Origin of the sequence: Streptomyces sioyaensis, from assembly GCF_004122735.1 — a bacterium.
GTDB classification, from domain to species: domain Bacteria; phylum Actinomycetota; class Actinomycetes; order Streptomycetales; family Streptomycetaceae; genus Streptomyces; species Streptomyces sioyaensis.
This window is the reverse complement of the sequence record NZ_SDIF01000015.1, coordinates 1-17,542: the sequence shown is the minus strand read 5'-3', so window position 1 is coordinate 17,542 and position 17,542 is coordinate 1. Positions and strand designations below refer to the sequence as shown.

Here is a 17,542-nt window from a genome sequence, read left to right as displayed (position 1 = left end):
GTTAGGGGATAGTGAATCGATCCGATACGGGAGAACATTCATCAAGAGGATTTGCGAAATGTCTAGGAGTGAACAGATCCCATGCATCTTCTCGTCAAGGGAATTCAACACCGGATTTCCAGCGAAATCCTCGTACCGAACTCCAAATATCATGCACACCGTGCGCTGATCCTCGCCTCGCTCGCGGACGGGGAGAGCCGGATCCAGGGCCTGTCCGACGCCCGGCACGTCGAGTACACCGTGCGGCTCCTGCGCGACCTCGGCGTACAGATCGTCCGCGAGGGTGACACCTTCGTGGTGCGGGGGCTCGGCGGCCACTACCGGCCGGTCCGGGACACCGTCTCGGCCGGCAGCTCGGGCACCACCCTCTATTTCATGACCGGGCTCGCTGCACTGTCGAACCGCGCCGTCACGATCACCGGGCAGAAATACTTTCGGAACCGTCCCGTGGGCCCGCTGCTGCGCGCACTGGAAAAGATGGGCGTACGTCTGGAGTCGGCGAATGACTGCCCGCCCCTTCACGTCCTCAGCCATCGGCCCACAGGCGGCGAGGTGACCATTCCGGGCACCTTGTCCCAGTGGATATCCGGACTGCTGCTGCTCGCGCCGTTCGCCACCGGCCCCACCACCGTCACCGTGACGGGCGCGCTCAACGAACGCACCTATCTGGAGCTGACCGTCGCGATGATGCGGCAGTTCGGCCTGGAAGTGACCGTGGCCCCCGACTGGCGGCGCTTTGACGTGGCGCCGCACCAGAGCGTGCGGCCCACCGAGCTGACGCTGCCCCCCGACATCGGTTCCGCGGCCTTCGGCATCGCCACCGCCGCGCTCCACCCCTCCGACGTACTCCTGCGCGGTATGCCGAGCCTGACCGGGGGCCCCGCCGACCACCCCGAGTTCCACTTCCTCGACATCGCACGCGCGATGGGCGTCCCCATGGAACTGGACCCGGTGGCCGGCGGTGTCCGGATCCAGCAGGACGCCCCCCTGCTGAAGGCCGTCGACGTCGACTGCCGCGACGTGCCGGACATGCTTCCCGTCCTGACCACCCTCGCCACCTTCGCGCACGGTGAGTCGGTGTTCCGCAATGTCGCGCACACGCGGCTGAAGGAGTCCGACCGGGCCGGCGTGATGCTCCAGCTCAACTCCATGGGTGCCGAGCTGGAGTTGTCCGACGACACCCTGCGGGTGACCGGGGTGGACTCTCTGGTCGGCGCGGAGCTGTCCTCGTACAACGACCACCGGGTGCTGATGTCGCTGGCCGTCGCCTCCTCGCGCGCCCGGGGCCACTCCACGCTGTCGTACCCGCACGCCTACCGCATCTCGTATCCGGGCTTCCTCGACATGATGAACACCGTCGGCGTGCCGACCTCCGTGGAGAAGGGCCCCGCACGCTCCGCCAGGAGCCGTGCCCGCGAAACCGTCCGGGAACCCGTGCGGTCCGTCGCGGATCCGGACCACGCCTGCGAGGTCACCCTGCCGGAGTGGCTGGCCCGGCACGCCGCGTCCCGCCCCGGTGACACCGCCCTCGTGGACGTACGCCCGGACGGCGACTCCGTCGTCACCTGGAGCGACCTGGCCGGCCGGGTGGACAAGGCCGCCGCGCTGCTGCTCGAACTCGGGGTGCGGCCGGGCGAGAACGTGGCGTACCAGCTGCCCAACCGCCTGGAGTTCGTGGTGCTGTCGCTGGCGGCGCTGCGGATCGGCGCCGTCTGCTGCCCGGTCATCCCGTTCTTCCGGGCACGCGAACTCGGCTTCGTCCTGCGCCGCTCGATGGCCCGCGTCCTGGTCGTCATGGACGAGTACCGGTCCCGGCGCCCCGCGCAGGAGGCACTCGCCCTCGCCGCCACCGGTGGCCCGGACACGGCGCACCTGGAGCATGTCGTGGTGCTGGCCCGGTCGGGCGGCGGCAGCCGACCGCCACAGCCGCCCCCGGGCGGCGTCCGCCTGCACGACTGGGAGACCGCCCTGAAGGCGACGACGGTCGACCGGGCGGCCCTCGACGCGATCCGTCCGACGGCCGGGGCGACGGCGCAGCTGTTGTTCACCTCGGGCACGACCGGCGAGCCCAAGGGGGTCATGCAGTCGTCCTCGAACCTGGTCCGGGCCGTGTCGATGGAGATCCGGCATCTCGGCCTCGGTCCCGACGACGCCGTCTGGGTGCCCTCTCCGCTCGCCCACCAGACCGGGTTCCTGTACGGGATGACGCTGGCGACCGTGCTGGGTGTGCCCCAGATCCTGCAGTCCGAGTGGGACGCGCGGCGCGCCCTGGTCTCGCTGAACGCGCACCGGGCGACGTTCGTCCAGGCTGCCACGCCGTTCCTGGCCGACCTGGTGAAGGCGGTCGAGGAGCTCGGCGAAGCGCCCCGGCATCTGCGGATCTTCGTGGCCACCGGTGCCACCGTTCCGCGCTCGCTGGCCGAGCACGCGAGCGAGGTGCTGGGCACGAAGGTGTGCGGCGCGTTCGGCACCACCGAAACCTGCCTCGGCGCGCTGTCGAGGCCGACCGACGCCCCGGAGCGGCGCTGGGGCACCGACGGGCGCGTCCTGGAGGGCGTGCGGCTGCGGGTCACCGACGACCGGGGCGAGGTGCTGGCACCTGACGCCGAGGGCAACTTCGAGATCCTCTCGCAGACGACCTTCGAGGGCTATCTCGACCGCCCCGACCTGACCGCCGAGGCCTTCACCCCGGACGGCTGGTTCCGCACCGGCGACCTCGCGGTGCTCGACGAGTCGGGCTATGTCCGTATCACCGGCCGGGTCAAGGACGTGATCAACCGCGGCGGCGAGAAGATCCCCGTCGGCGAGATGGAGCAGCTGCTGTTCCGTCACCCCGCCGTCGACGACGTGGCCATCGTGGCCATGCCCGACGAGCGTCTCGGCGAGCGTGCCTGCGCGTTCGTGGTGCTCAAGGACGGCGCGCTGCTCGGCTTCGAGGAGATGTGCCGCTACCTGGACGGGCACCAGGCAGCCAAGCAGTACTGGCCGGAGCGGCTCCAGCTCGTCGCGGATCTCCCGCGCAACCCGATCGGCAAGGTCCAGAAGTTCGAACTGCGGGCCAGGGCGCGCCACCTGCGCCCCCACATGCAGTGACAGGAGAAGACGGAGTGCGAAAGATGATGGACGAGCAGCGGTTCGCAGAAGTCCGTGACGTGGTCGAGCGGTGGGTGGAGGGCCCGGGCGAGCGCTGGGCCGAACGCATCGAGGAGACCGGGGAGGTGCCCGAGGCGGTGTGGAGCGAGCTCAACGAGCTCGGGTTCCTGCGGCTCGCCGCCCCGTTGGAGTACGGCGGCCAGGGCCTCGGGTTCACCCAGTGGATGGAGCTGATGGAGATCTTCTCCCGCTCCCACGGGTCCCTGCGCATGATCGTGCACGTCGTCAACGGCATCTGGCGGTCGATGGACGGTCACGCCTCCGACGAACAGCGCAAGCGGTTCGTGGTGCCGGCCGTCCTGGGCGAGATCAAGATCGCGTTCGCCCTGACCGAGCCGGGCAACGGCACCGGAGCGGACATCACGACCTCGGCGGTCCGCGAGGGCGACACCTACTACCTGTCGGGCCGCAAGCACCTGATCACGTTCGGGATGCGCTGTGACCACTACCTCCTGGCGGCGCGCGTCGCGGGCTCCACGGGGCACGAGGGCACCGTCGCCCTGCTGGTGCCGCGGGACGCGCCCGGAGTGAGCGCCGAGGACACCTCCCACACCATGGGCGTCACCGGCACCGACCACGCCTCGATCGTCTTCGACCGCACCCCCGTGCCCGTGGACCACCGGCTCGGCGAGGAGGGCCAGGGGCTGGAGGTGTTCCTCGGCGGATTCCTCACCCCGTCGCGGATCTCCGTCGCGATGAGCTGCGTCGGCCTCGCCCAACGCGCCCAGCAGCTCGCCGTCGACTACGCCCGCTCCCGGGTGACCTTCGGCAAGTCACTGACGGAGCGTCAGGCCATTCAGTTCATGCTCGCCGAGAACGCGGCGGACATCGAGGCGGCCCGACAGCTCGTGCTGCACGCCGCGCGCCGCTTCGAGGAGGGCGCCGACGACGCGTCCATGCAGTCCTCGATGGCCAAGATGCACGCGGTGACGATGCTGACCACCGTCACCGACAAGGCGCTGCAGGTCCACGGCGGGCTCGGCTACTGGAAGTCCCAGAAGATCGAGCGCGTCTACCGTGACGCCCGCGCCCAGCGCTTCGAGGAGGGCCCCAACGAGGTACAGAAGGCCGTGGTCTTCCGCGAACTGCTGCGGCAGGCCCAGACCGTCACCGCGGGAGGCGCGCGATGAACGACATCCGACACGACGACGCGGCCGGCGGCACCAAGATCTCCCTCATCACGGGCGCTTCGCGCGGCATCGGACGCGCCCTCGCCCTCACCCTGGCCCGCCAGGGCGGCACCGTGGTCGTCAACTACAAGAAGAACGCCGAACTGGCCGAGAAGACCGTCGCCGACGTCGAGGAGGCCGGCGGCCGGGGCGTCGCCGTCCAGGCCGACGTCGAGACGACGGAAGGCGTCACGGCACTGTTCGACGAGGTCGGACGACGCTACGGACGGCTGGACCACTTCGTCTCCAACGCCGCCGCCAGCGTCTTCAAGAACATCCTCGACCTCGGCCAGCACCACCTGGACCGCTCCTACGCCATGAACCTGCGCCCCTTCGTGCTCGGCGCCCAGCAGGCGGTCAAGCTCATGGACGACGGCGGCCGGATCGTCGCGCTGTCGTCCTACGGGTCGGTCCGCGCCTACCCGACGTACGCCGCGCTCGGCGGGATGAAGGCGGCGATCGAGGCGTGGGTGCGTTACATGGCGGTCGAGTTCGCGCCGTACGGCATCAACGTCAATGCGGTGAACGGCGGCCTGATCGATTCCGACTCGCTCGCCTACTTCTACGGCATCGAGGGCATGCCCGACATGCGCGGTGTCCTGGACCGCATCCCCGCCGGGCGGCCCGGCACGGTGCAGGAGATGGCCGACACCGTCGCCTTCCTGCTGGGTGAGGGCGCCGGCTACATCACGGGCCAGACCCTGGTCGTCGACGGGGGCCTGAGCGTGGTCGCCCCGCCGTTCTTCACGGACGCCGGCGAGGCACTGCGTCTGCCGCCCCGCCCGACACGGGAATCCTGAGAGACGAGGGCCGTGCGACGTGTACGACCATGTCTTCCGGGCCGGCTCCATCGGCACCATGAGGCTTCCGCATCGCATCGTCATGGGCGCGATGCACCTCAATCTGGAGACCGGGGACGATGACGGCGCGGCCTTGGCCGCGTTCTACGCCGAGCGCGCGGCCGCGGGCGCGGCACTCATCGTCACCGGAGGCGTGGCGGTCAACCCCGTGGGCGCGGGCGGCCCGGGGTACGGGGTGATCGGCGACTCCCGGGACAGGGCGGCCCTCTCGGCGGCGGTGCGTGCGGTGCACGAGCGCGGTGGGCGGATCGCTCTGCAGCTCTTTCACGCCGGGCGGTACGCTCGGCCCGGCGCCCGCGAGGGAGCCGGGCATCCCGTCGCCCCGTCGCCGGTGCACAGCGCCTTCGCCCGCTGCACCCCCCGGGTGATGTCCCCCGGGGACATCACCACCACGATCGACGACTTCGCCGAGGGAGCGCGCGCCGCACGCGCCCTCGGATTCGATGCCGTGGAGGTGATGGGCTCCGAGGGCTATCTGATCAACCAGTTCACGGCACCGCTGACCAACCTGCGCGACGACGCGTGGGGCGGTGACGCCGAACGGCGGCGCCGGTTTCCGCTGGAGGTGCTGCGCGGGGTCCGCGCAGCCGTGGGCCGGGACTTCCCGGTGCTCTTCCGCATCTCCGGGAACGACTTGGTGGCCGGGGGCACTCCGCCGGACGAGGTGACCGCGCTCACGGTGGCGCTCGCCGGGGCCGGGGCCGACGCGCTCTCCGTCGGCGTGGGCTGGCACGAGTCACCGGTGCCCACCGTGCAGTCCGAGGTCCCCGCCGGTACCTGGGCGGCCTGCGCCAAGGCACTCAAACGCACGCTGCTGGCCGCCGGCCACACGGATGTCGCGGTGATCGCCGCCAACCGCTTCCCGCACCTCGCGCAGGCCGACGAAGCCCTGTCCGGTGGTGAGGTGGACTTCGTGGCCATGGCGCGGCCGTTCCTGGCCGACCCTCAGCTCGTCGCCAAGTCGGCCGCCGGCCGCCCCGACCGGGTAAATGCCTGCATCGCCTGCAACGAGGCGTGCATCGACCGCTCCTTCGGCACCGAAAGGGTCTCCTGCCTCGTCAACCCCAGAGCCGGACACGAAAGGCAGTTCCCCCCTCCGCAGCCGGCCCGCCAGCGCAGTGGGCCGTTCGGCCGCTACGCCGTGATCGGCGCGGGCATCGCCGGACTGGAGGCCGCCCGCACGCTGGCCGGCCTCGGCCACCGTGTCGAGGTGTACGAAGCCGCGGCCCACGCCGGCGGTCAGTTCCGGCTGGCCTCCCAGGTGCCGGGAAAGGCGGAATTCGCCGGGACCATCCACCACCACGTACGGGAACTGCGGGATGCCGGTGTGCCGTTGCACCTGGGCCGTCGCATCGGCGGCGCGGACGTCCCGGAGCTGCGGTCGTTCGACGGTGTGGTGCTGGCCACCGGTGTGCTCCCCGCCGGGTTGTCCCTCTCCGGCGCGGAGCTGCCCCATGTCCGCAACTACGCGCAGGCGTTCGCCGACCCCGAAGGGCTCGGCGGCCGGATCGTCATCATCGGCGGGGGTGGCATCGCCATCGATCTGGCGCACACCCTGACCACCGACCCGGATGCCGAGGTGACGCCGGAGGAGTTCCTGGCCCGGCACGCCGTGGCCGGGAGCACTCCGCACTCCGGGAGGGAACCCGCCGTCCGTGACGCGCCGCGCGAGGTGACGCTGCTGCGGCGTGGCCGGCGGATCGGGGCGGGCATCGGCCCCAGCACCCGCTGGGTCGTCATGCGGAATCTGAGGGCCGCCGGTGTACGGATGCTCACCGGCGTGACCTACCGGGAGATCACACCCACCGGCGTCCTCCTCACCGACGCGGAAGGCCGCGAGCGCTCCCTCGACGCCGACCATGTCGTGCTCGCCGTTGGCCAGGTCCCGGTGGACGAGCTGGCCCCGCTGCTGCGCGAGGCGGGTGTCCCCGTCGTCACCGCGGGCGGCGCCGCGGGAACGGACGGGCTCAACGCCGTACGGGCCACAGCGGAAGGCCTGCGCGCTGCGCACCGGATATCCCGCGTCGCCGTGGGGTGAGAACGTGCGGGAGTGGGGCACGCGAACGGAGCGGACTCCGCTCCCCCACACTCCCGGACGGGTCGGACTCAGCCGCTCTGTTCGAGGGCCATGAACACCGTGGAGAACTTGTCCAGCAGGTCCTCGCGATGCTGCACGCGGAGCTTGCGGTAGATGCGCGTCAGGTGCTGCTCCACCGTGCTGGCGGTGATGAACAGTTTCCCGGAGATCTCCCGATTCGTGTGTCCCAGGATCGCCAGGACCGCCACGCGCCGTTCGGCGGAGCTCAGTTCGGCGAGCTCCGGGTGGTGGCAGACCGGCTGTTTGTCCCGTGTCGGCCCGTGGGCGTCCGCGGTGACGAGAGCGAGCAGCCGGCCCGCCTCGCACTGCTCGGCCATGCGCCGGGCCCGCTTCGACGTGGTCCGGGCGAGGTTCAGTCGCGAGGTCTCCCGGTACGCGGCGGCGAGTTCGGTCAGCGTGTAGGCGAGCTGCAGCCTGCTTCCGTCGCGTTCCAGTGTGTCCGCGGAGCTCTTCAGCAGGGAGAGCCGCCGGGCGTCGTCCTTGGTGGTCTTGGCGAGGAGGCGCAGCGTGGTCCCGTGGACGGACGTCTCCTCCTCGGGCAGCTGCTGCAGCTGTTGCCGGAGAACGTCCCGGGCGCCCGCCACGTCCCCGAGTGCCAGATACGCCTCCGCCATCCCGCAGCGCCAGGGCACCATCAGATGGCTCTGGTCGGCGCGCGCGGGCGTCCCGATCCACGGGGAGGCACTCATGTCCCTGCACGACTCGAAGTCGGCCAGCGCCGCGTGCAGCCGATTGGTCGCCAGGTGATACCTGCCACGGGCGTGTACGTACTTCAGACCGCCGCATCCCTGGTACGCCGCCGGGGGAATGGGCCGGTCGAGCACCTCCGCGGCCTCCTGCGGCCTGCCCATCTCCGTCAGAGTCTGGACCAGCAGCGCGGCGATACCGGCGATCGGCGCACCCCATTCGTGCCAGGGCTTGCGCGCGAGCGCCTTCCGGATCAGCCGGTACGCGGAGCCGAGGTCACCGAGCTCCAACGAGACCTTCGCCTCCACGACCGACACCAGGGCCTCCCACAACGGCGACGGATGCGCTTCGAGCGCCTCCGACAGCTGGGTGAACCACGGCCGCGCGGCGGGCAGTGAGCCCATGCTCTCCAGCACGGTGGAGGCGAACAGCAGGGTTTCCACCGCCGAGGACTGGACCCGGATGCCCTGGAGCACCTGCTCGGCCCAGAAGATCGCCTGGGCCCGGTCTCCCTCGTTCGCCGGGTCATGGATCTTGCGCAGACCGGTGAGCAGCGAATGAACGTCGGCACCCGGCGCATAGCGCTCGTCGGCCTCACTCGAACAGGACAGTTCCAGCGTCGCCCAGTTCATCGGCGTGCCGCTCCACAGGCTGTAGAGGGCTTCCGCGAGACCGACCTCGGCCGGATAGGGGGCCCGCGGAGCCTTCTCACGCATCAGGGGCATCAGCTCTGCGGCCAGCTCCGTCAAACCGTGCCACAGCGCCGCTCGCACCAGGAACGCCAGGTCCGTCGCGTTCAGGACACCGCGGAAGGCAGCGCGGCCCAGCGTCGGCAGCAGGGAGGCCACCAGCCCGGGGTCGGTCAGCCAGGTGGTGCGCAGCAGCATCATCTCCACGGCGGAGCGCTCTTCGGGGCCGACGGCGGAGATCTTGGCCAGCTTGAGCAACCCGCCGGCCACCTCCGTGCTGCCGCTCTTCAGGGCCTGGTTGACGAGGCCCAGGACAAGTGGCAGATCCCACGGCGCGCCGATCCTCCCCACCGCGGTGAGATGCTCCACGACCTGCGTCAGGGGCGCGCTGTCCTCGAAGAGGACATGTGCTGCCCGCAGATGCAGCTCTCCGCGCGCGGTGAAGCTCTCGTCCTGGAGCAGCGCCCGGCGCATGTCGGGCCGCAGGCAGTCGCCGGCCAGCATGCCGAGGTCGTTGAGCGCACCGAAGATCCTGCTGGCCCTGGTGATGTCGATCCCGAGCAGTCGGGCCAGCCGTGGCAGGGAGGCGAAGTCGCCGAGAACGGCCACCGCATGGGCGCCGCTGACCATGCCGGGCATGTCCGTGTCGCTGATCATGCCCCGGACGCAGTCGTGGAAGGCCGTGTCGACGGTCAGTTCCTTCGGGTTCGGGTCGGCCGACGTGAGCCATGTCCGCAGCAGCACGTCGACGAGGAGCAGGTTGCCGCCGGTCAGGTCGTGGATGTCATCGGCCATGCCGTTCGCTGCCGAGCCCGCGAAGGACGCGCGGAAGTCCGGGATGTGCTCGGTGAGGGACCGGGCGATCTGCTTGCGTCCCAGCAGCCGCATCCGGACCAGGCTGGTGTACGGCAGTCGCAGGATGTCGGTGCGCAGGTCGTCGCAGAACGAGAGGGCACATCCTGTTCGCTCGGCCATGGCCAGCCGGATGGACGTCCCCTTCAGCCGTCGCGCCACGAAGCGCAGGAACAACTGCGAAGGGCCGTCGACGTAGTTGATGTCGTCGACGACTATGAGCAGGGGACGTCTCGCCGCGACCTTCAACAGTCGGGCGTACACCCACTCAAAGGTCAGGCCGGACGGGTTCCGTAGACCATCCGTGAGGGACGACGAGGGGCCGGCGCCGTTCGGCTGCTCCCCGCCCTCCTCGGCGGCGTCCAACTGGTCCAGGATCTGCTGCAGGACCCCGAACGGGGAACCGTACTCGTTCAGCCAGCCCGTCGCCCACAGGCTCAGCACTCCGGAGTCTGCTTCCGATGCGCAGATCCGGTTGAGCGTGGTGGTCTTCCCTGCGCACTTCGGCCCACGAAGGAAGAGGAGTCCCCCATTTTTCTGCCAGTTACTGAACTCCGGGGTCGCATGTTTCGACAGGACTACTTTAAGGATGTCGCTCACGGGGGTCCTCTCGCAAGACACAACTGCAAGTCAGCAGCGCACTATTGGCTTGGATGCGCGTGATGATGTATGCGCATCGAGGAATGAACATCCGACATTGACGACGGACCGTATCAACCGACCTGTCGCCCCTGGAATGCCTCAATGGCTGGATACCGAGGTCGAGTTCGGAAATGTCGCCCCTCCCCCGAGCCGTCAACCTGTGGTTCGTACTCTGCCGTTCGCCGCCCTCCACCCGGTCGGACACCACCCGGTGCCCGCACCTGTGACCCTTGCCGACCCGCGCCGGCACACGGCTCACGGACGGAGCGTCACGGGCGTCGGAGGCGTCCGGCCGACATGGCGCCTACGGTGCGAGGAGGTGGCGGCACCCCGGCCCGCTCTTGCGCCCTTCGACTCTCCCCCGCGGACCCGGCCGTCGGCACCTCCAGGTCCGGGAGCGTGTCGAGGATGGCGCGTTCCGGACGAGCGGCTCCCCCGACGGCTCCGGTCCGAACCGCTCCACCAGTTCGCCCCCGAGGTGCCCGAAGACTGACAGCACGTCGGTCCGCCGGCCGCACCGGTGGAGCGCCGGCATCAGCCGACCGTTCAGCCGCTCACCCAGCGGGCACTCGGCGACGGCCTCCTGCAGCGCGCCCGGAGCCCGCCGGTGGTGGCCGACCGCCGGTCCGACACCGAAGCACTCTTCCAGGCCCAGCCGCTCACTCTCCAAAGCACCCCTTCCCGGCCGGTGCGGCTCGCTGCCCGCCGGCCGGCGAGCAGCGTGGAGGTGGCCACGGCCCGGTCGGCGTTCAGCGGAAGACAGGTGAGCAGCCGGCGTTCTCTCCGGCCACCGAGCGGCGACATCGCGCCGTCCACGCCTGTCCGAGGAGTGCCCTGTACGCGTAAGTGCACGTCAACCTCATTTCCCTCTTCCCCCGCCTTTTATCGTTCCTGACGGCCGGTCGACCGCGGAGACATCACCACGCAAGCGGTGGCGAGAATTCACCGTGGGTGCGGCGGTGACGGGAACGGATCCACGCTGAGCCCAGTGTCAGCACGCCCACTCTCCATCCCCCTCTGCTCATCGCTACGGATTCGGCTGGAATTCTGGAGATCTGCGTCGCCACGGAGGACTCGGAAAGAAAGGATGTGCGGATACGTGGCGGCATCCGAACTTCTGTGGATGACTGACTTCCTCGGATCCGGAATGGACCGGACGGACGGGTTCGGCGGATCTCGCTCTGTCACATTGCATGGATGCCCGGTCCGGAGTCCAGCTTCCCAGAAGATCTTTGCCCTTTTGAACATGCCGGCGCTCCCCGCGAGGGAGAGGCACGGCAGGCGGCAGCGGACGACCGTAGTGTCGCCCCGCGGGCCTGAGCGGCGAGCGCCCGGGCGGCCGGAAGGCCCGCGCCAGGGCGGCGGCCAGGACCCGGGTGTACCCGGGAAATTCCTACGTCGCAACAAGGAAGACCTCACCGAAGACTAACCCACCCCCCTCCATGCCGAGTTGGACCGGATGGGGACCTACGGACGGCAGATCCAGACAGGCCGGCAGGCCGAAGAGCGCCTGCGCTCCCACCATGAAACCACTCGGCGGAGCCTACGGAAGGCACACCCCCAGTCATTTCGAAGGCCCGGCTTACTCACCCCTAATATTTACGATTCCCCCCTATTTCCCCGCACCACCCCCCTGTTTCGCCAGCGCGCGATGTGCGCAATTCGCGGGCTGATTATAGTCAAGTCAGCCTGTACCGGTGTTCCCCATCAGGCATTCCGGGAGCAGGGCTGATTCATGGCACTTCGGGATGTTCTTCGAGGCGAGTGCCGGCTGGTTAACCGTCGAGGCCGCTTCGCCCGTTTCTCTGCATTCCCTACGTTCCCTTCCCGACACTCTGGAGGCTGTGGTGGGTAGCTCCGTCACGCAGACACGCAATCCCGCCAGGCAGCAGCCCGAATGGGCCGACCCCTTCCAGGCAGAGCGGGTACGGACGATCCTCGCCGAGCGGCCTCCTCTGGTGAGGGCTGAGGACGTCCGCGGACTCGGTGACCAGTTGGCGGGGGTGGCGCGAGGAGAGGCCCACGTCCTCCAGGCCGGTGACTGCGCGGAGCACCCCGACGAATGCACGGCGGAACATGTCTCGCGCAAGTCCGCCCTGCTTCACCTGCTCGGCGACACCCTGCAGGCCGCAACCGGCAAACCGGTTGTGCGCGTGGGGCGCATCGCCGGCCAGTTCGCCAAGCCCCGCTCGCACCGGGTCGAACCGGTCGATGGTGTCGACCTGCCCGTCTATCGCGGACACATGGTCAACGCCCCCACTCGCGACCTCGCCGGCCGCCGCCACGACCCCCTGCGGATGCTGATGGCCTACCGGGCGGCCCACGATGTCATGGAGCATCTCGGCTGGCGCGGCCCCGCCGGCGACTCACACCACCCCGGTACCGGTACCTCCATTCCGACCTGGACCAGCCACGAAGCGCTTGTCCTGGACTACGAATTCCCCCTGGTCCGTGACCTGGACGACGGACAACGTCTCCTCGGCTCCACCCATTGGCCCTGGATCGGCAAGCGCACCCATCAGCTCGACGGTGCCCATATCGACCTGATCTCCGAGGTGCTCAACCCCGTTGCGGTGAAGGTCGGTCCCACGACAACCCCGGCCGACCTCACCGCGCTGTGTGCCCGCCTCGACCCACAGCGCCGTCCGGGCCGCCTCACGCTCATCGCCCGCATGGGGGCCGATGCTGCACGCTCATGCCTCGCCCGGCTCGTCCGGACCGTCCACCGTGCCGGCCACCCGGTGATCTGGCTGTGCGACCCCATGCACGGCAACACCGTCACCGCCCCCGACGGCCACAAGACCCGCTTGCTGCCCACCATGGCGGAGGAAATGCAGGCCTTCTGCTGGGCCGTCACCTTCGCCGGTGGCATCGCCGGCGGACTCCACCTGGAGGCCACACCCGACGACGTCACCGAATGCGCCCCCGACTTCCGCGCCCTCGACTCCCCCACCGTCCGCCGTACCACCCTGTGCGACCCCCGCCTCAACCCTGAACAGGCCGTCTCACTCGTCTCCCGGTGGCGCCAGGACCGGTGAACACGTACGGCGGGCAAGGCCTTCACCTTGCCGAGCCCCGGGACCGTAGGTGCCGCTCGGTCGTGAGCAGTGGTTTCTGCGGAAACGCTGGAATCCGCGTCTGATGCGCGATCGCGCGGGTTGGTTGGCGATCGGAAGGCTGCTGTGTCGGCGGGGCGGAAGCCCAGGCGTGCGGATGGGCGTGCGACGGCGAGTTCTTCATACCCCGCTGATCCCACGGCGGTGCCCTGCTCGGCAAAAGCGAGGCGGGGGCGATGTCGGCGGCGGTCACGGGCGAGGTTCCGTCTGCGGTGGGTCGGGCATGCCCGGGGCCGCCGTGACGGGGCGCCTGGTTTCCTTCGCACGAACAGCCGTGACGAACCGAGGCCCTCAGCATCGGCGGATCGCCCGCTTTACGCGCGGAGCCGAGGTCGACCGCCCGCTTGTGCACCGTCCCCGTCGCCCACCCGGACGACCGGGCCGGTTCAGCGTGCGGGAACGCTCACCAGCGCACCGGCAGACTGCGTACACCCCTGACTCTGATGCCCGGCAGCCAGTCGAGACCGGCCGGATCGATGTCGAGCGCCAGGTCGGGACAGCGGCGCAGCAGGGTCAGGATCGCGACCCGGCTCTCCATCCGTGCCAGCCCGGCACCCAGGCAGAAGTGGATGCCGTGGCCGAAGGCGACGTGGCCACTGCGGGTGCCGGTCGTTCCGCGGTGGATGTCGAACGTGTCGGGTCGCTGGAACTGCGCAGGGTCACGCCCCGCCGCCGCGATGCTGACCAGAACCGTCTCCCCTGGCGGGATCGTCGTGGCGCCGTAGCTGACGGCCTCGCGGGTGAACCGCTTGGTCGACGTCTCCACCGGGCCGTCGTAGCGCAGCATCTCCTCGACCGCCTGGTCGATCAGTCCCTCCGGGTCGGTACGCAGCGCCGCCAGTTGTTCGGGGTGTGCCAGGAGCGCGCGTACGCCGTTGGTGATCAGGTTGGCCGTGGTCTCGTGGCCCGCAACGATCAGGATGAACACCATCGAGTGCAGCTCGGCGGCCGACAGGCGGTCGCTGTCCTCCGCGGTTGTCCGCAACAGTGAGGAGATCAGGTCGCCGGTCGGCGTAGAACGGCGCTTGTCCTCGATCAGGTTCTTCAGGTAGTCCGTCAAGGCCATCCCGGCCTGCGCGAATCCCCGGCTCTTCCACCAGGCTATGGTGTCCGGTTCGGCCGGCACCAGAACCCGCTCCGTCCAGCCGCGGAAGTCCTCCCGGTCGGCGAACGGGACCCCGAGCAGTTCGCAGAGCACGGTGATCGGCAGCGGGGACCCCAGCGCCGAGACCAGGTCGGCTCGCCGCCGCCCGGCCACCATCTCATCGAGGAGACCGTCGGTGATCTCCTGGACGCGCGGGCGCATCGCCTCCACCCGGCGCGCGGTGAACTCCCGCGAGACGAGCCGTCTCAGCCGCGTGTGGTCCGGCGGATCGGTGATCAGGACGTGCCGCTCGTCCTCGCTCGGCGGGTCGAGGGACTTGGCCAGACGTGGATCGGACAGGGCCGCCCGGGCCTCTTCGTATCCGACGATCAGCCAGAACCGGTCCCCATCGGCCAAGACGATCTCGTGCACCGGCCCGGCCTCGCGCAGCCGGGCGTAGTAGGGGTACGGGTCGGTGAAGAAACCGGGGCCGTACGCGCTCAGGTCGACGGTCACCATACGGAGGACGCCGACTCGTCGTGCTCGGGGCGGCCGGCCGGATGTTCCAGGCCGGTCAGGTAGTCGAGGCCGGCCAGCGGCTGGTCGGTGAAGAACCGCAGCACCAGGTCGGCCCAGTCGGCATGCCGTTCCAGGAAGGACACGTGGCACGTCTCGCGCATGGTCGTGAACGCCGCGCCGTCGATGCCGGCGGCCATCGTCCGCGTCAGGTCAGGGGGAGCGAGCTCGTCGTGCTCCCCGGTCACGCACAGGGCGGGTATCCCGGAGATCCGGCCCGGCAGCGTCGCCGGGTGGTCGACCAACCGCTGGGCGACGGCGAGGTACCGTACCAGTTCAGCCTCCGACGCCGTGCTCAGATGGTCGAGCAGAGCGCGCCGGACGGCCTCCCGATTGCGTACGGTCCGGGTCGGGTCCCCGTTCACGCACAGTTCCACCATCTTGCGCCCGAATGCGTCCGCCCGGCGCAGCCTCAGCCAGTGTTCGAGTTCGACGGCCCCGCGACGTGCGGTGTCGCCCAACGCCGCGCCGGTGAGCATCAGCCGCGCGATCCGCTCCGGGTACTCCTGGGCGAACCGGTGCGTGGGCGCGGCACCCAGGCTGATGCCGAGCAGGTTGATGCGGGGAAGATCCAGTTCGTCGAGCAGATAGGCCAGCGCGCCGGCGTCGAAGTCGTAACCGACGGTCCGCGGCACCGGATCGGGCGAGTACGAGCCCGGCGGCTCCATGCAGATGACGGTGGCCGAGTCGCGCCAGTACTTGTCGTAGCGGTGGTAGCTGCGGATGTTCTGGAACGCCGCGCACATGACGACGATCGGCTCGGTGACCGGTGCCGGGCACTCAAGGATCCGGCAGGCGAATTCGTAGCCCTGGTACGAGAGTTGCCTGACCTGTTCGGCCGCAATGCTGTCGGCCATGGTTGCGTTCTCCGATCCGCCGGTGACCCGGCACGGTGAGGGAATTGCCGGCCCGCGGGCGGGTCCACGCCAACCTGCTCGACCGTCTTCCGGGCGTACGTCGGCAGGTGGACCAGCGGATGCCGGCCGGCCGGTGGAATACGGGGTGATGGGGGGCGAGGCCGGATCATGCGGTGACTTCTTCGACAGTTTCGGCCGACGGTGCGCGCGGTTTGCGGCCGAATACGGTCAGCACCAGTGCGACGAAGACGAGCGCCGCGCCGGCGGCGACGGGCAGCGCAGGCCCGGAGAAGTCGAGCAGCACCCCGGTCAGTGCCGCACTCAGCGCGCCGCCGCCCGCGGTTGCCGTCGCCATCCAGCCGAACGCCTCCGCCCTGCGGTCCTCCGGGGACGCCTCGGCGATCTGCTCGTAAGTAGCCGCCAGAGTCGGCGCGATGGCCGTCCCGCCGAGGAACAGCACCACGACGACCAGCCAGAGGGGCACCGTGCCCAGAACCGGCGGGAGCAGGACAGCGAGAGCGGCCATCCCGACAGCCATCCCGGCCACCCGCAGCGCCCGGGGCAGTTCCCGGGCAAAGGTGCTCAGTGCGAACCCGCCGGCCAGCGAGCCGGCCGTCCAACAGGCGGTCAGCACCCCGGCCAAGGCGGGGCGGCCGATGTTCTGCGTCCAGGCCACCACCGACAGGTTGACGGCGAAGATCGCGGCCGTGACCAGCATCGAGATGGCGACCACCCGGACGAAGGGCCCCTCGGTCAGCAGGGACCGCTGGGCGAGCCGCTCGCCGCGCTGCGGCAACGGCTCGCCGCCCACGCCGGCGCGGCCGAGCGCGGCGGCGAAGACGAGGGCCGAGACCAGGGCCAGCAGCGCCGTGACACCGACCGCCCAGTACGGCCCGGCGACGGCGATGACCAGGGAGGCGAGCAGCGGCCCGGTGGTGGTGATCACCTCCGACGCGGTCGCCTCAGCCGTGTAGAGCGTGGAGGTCAGCTCCGAGCCGACGATCTTGGGCCACACCGCCCGGCTGATCTGTGACACCGGCACGGCACTGAGCCCGGTCACCAGCGCGACGACCACGACCACCGGCCACGATGACGCGGGCGCCCTCGCCGCGAGCGTCACGATCACGGCCAAGCCCGTCGTGTAGCCGACGCCCGTGATCACCAGCAGCCGGACGGTCGAACCGCGGTCCGCCGCCCGTCCGCGCAGGGGCCCGGCCGCGCCCTGTCCCAGGGTCAGTGCGCAGCCGACCAGGCCGACGACGACGTACGAGTTGCTCCAGCGCACCAGCATCAGCGACAGCGCGATCGGTAGAGCCGACACGTTGAGCCGGCCCAGCATCGACCAGAGGAACAGCTGGGGCAGACCGGGAACCCTCATCAGGCCCTTGACGCCACTCATCGGTTGAGCCACGTGGAGTCCTTCCTGGAGGGTCGACGTGGGGCCCCTGACTCAACCAGAGCCGGCGACGGGCCCAAACCCCTACGAGCCCCTAGTGACCTGAGTCGGAGATTCGTCGGCAGTATGCAGCGACTTTGTCGAGGATCTCGTCGGCGGTCTTCGTCCAGGCGAAGGGCCTCGGGTGTTCGTTCCAGTCGGCGAGCCAGGTGCGGATGTCGCGTTCGAGGGCCTGGACGGAGCGGTGGACGCCACGTTTGAGCTTCTTCTGCGTGAGTTCGGCGAACCACCGCTCCACCAGGTTCAGCCAGGACGAACTCGTCGGTGTGAAGTGCAGGTGGAATCGGGGATGTGCCAGCAGCC

The 17,542-nt window shown here is 69.9% G+C and carries 10 protein-coding genes and 1 pseudogene; 5 read left to right on the top strand and 6 right to left on the bottom strand.

Features of this window, described 5'->3' with window-relative positions; genetic code table 11:
- The first annotated feature begins 81 nt into the window (after positions 1-81).
- The 4 genes from aroA to EST54_RS07885 are packed head-to-tail and all read left to right on the top strand — an operon-like array spanning position 82 to position 7,220.
- On the top strand, positions 82-3,093 hold the full coding sequence (gene aroA / locus EST54_RS07900) for a 3-phosphoshikimate 1-carboxyvinyltransferase (RefSeq protein WP_129246441.1): 3,012 nt from the start codon (positions 82-84) through the stop codon (positions 3,091-3,093).
- A 23-nt stretch (positions 3,094-3,116) separates the two neighbouring features.
- Positions 3,117-4,283: an acyl-CoA dehydrogenase family protein gene (locus EST54_RS07895; RefSeq protein ID WP_129246516.1), complete on the top strand. Its 1,167-nt coding sequence runs from the start codon at positions 3,117-3,119 to the stop codon at positions 4,281-4,283.
- Positions 4,280-5,122: a 1-cyclohexenylcarbonyl-CoA reductase gene (chcA, locus tag EST54_RS07890; RefSeq protein WP_129246439.1), complete on the top strand. Its 843-nt coding sequence runs from the start codon at positions 4,280-4,282 to the stop codon at positions 5,120-5,122. The genes EST54_RS07895 and chcA overlap by 4 nt, the downstream gene beginning before the upstream one ends.
- Positions 5,123-5,180: 58 nt before the next feature.
- On the top strand, positions 5,181-7,220 hold the full coding sequence (locus tag EST54_RS07885; protein WP_239013661.1) for an oxidoreductase: 2,040 nt from the start codon (positions 5,181-5,183) through the stop codon (positions 7,218-7,220).
- A gap of 68 nt (positions 7,221-7,288) precedes the next feature.
- Here the strand turns inward: EST54_RS07885 and EST54_RS07880 are convergent, their stop codons facing one another.
- Entirely contained in the window at positions 7,289-9,952 is a 2,664-nt protein-coding gene (locus EST54_RS07880) for a LuxR family transcriptional regulator (RefSeq protein ID WP_244942465.1), read from the bottom strand.
- A gap of 502 nt (positions 9,953-10,454) precedes the next feature.
- Positions 10,455-10,913, bottom strand: coding sequence for a BTAD domain-containing putative transcriptional regulator (locus tag EST54_RS07875; RefSeq protein WP_275416140.1), 459 nt, complete (start codon positions 10,911-10,913; stop codon positions 10,455-10,457).
- A 1,084-nt stretch (positions 10,914-11,997) separates the two neighbouring features.
- Between EST54_RS07875 and EST54_RS07870 the strand changes: the two genes are divergently transcribed.
- Entirely contained in the window at positions 11,998-13,188 is a 1,191-nt protein-coding gene (locus EST54_RS07870; RefSeq protein ID WP_129246435.1) for a 3-deoxy-7-phosphoheptulonate synthase, read from the top strand.
- A 481-nt stretch (positions 13,189-13,669) separates the two neighbouring features.
- Here EST54_RS07870 and EST54_RS07865 read toward each other — a convergent pair whose 3' ends face one another.
- From EST54_RS07865 to EST54_RS07850, 4 genes and pseudogenes are all read right to left on the bottom strand, one after another.
- Positions 13,670-14,869, bottom strand: a complete 1,200-nt coding sequence (locus EST54_RS07865) for a cytochrome P450 family protein (RefSeq protein WP_129246433.1) — start codon at positions 14,867-14,869, stop codon at positions 13,670-13,672.
- Complete coding sequence (locus EST54_RS07860) at positions 14,863-15,783, bottom strand: alpha/beta fold hydrolase (RefSeq protein WP_129246431.1); 921 nt, start codon at positions 15,781-15,783, stop codon at positions 14,863-14,865. Before EST54_RS07860 ends, EST54_RS07865 begins: the two co-directional genes overlap by 7 nt.
- A gap of 166 nt (positions 15,784-15,949) precedes the next feature.
- Entirely contained in the window at positions 15,950-17,194 is a 1,245-nt protein-coding gene (locus EST54_RS07855) for an MFS transporter (protein ID WP_129246429.1), read from the bottom strand.
- 79 nt (positions 17,195-17,273) lie between these two features.
- Positions 17,274-17,542, bottom strand: a pseudogene (locus tag EST54_RS07850) (IS630 family transposase); the annotation flags it as partial.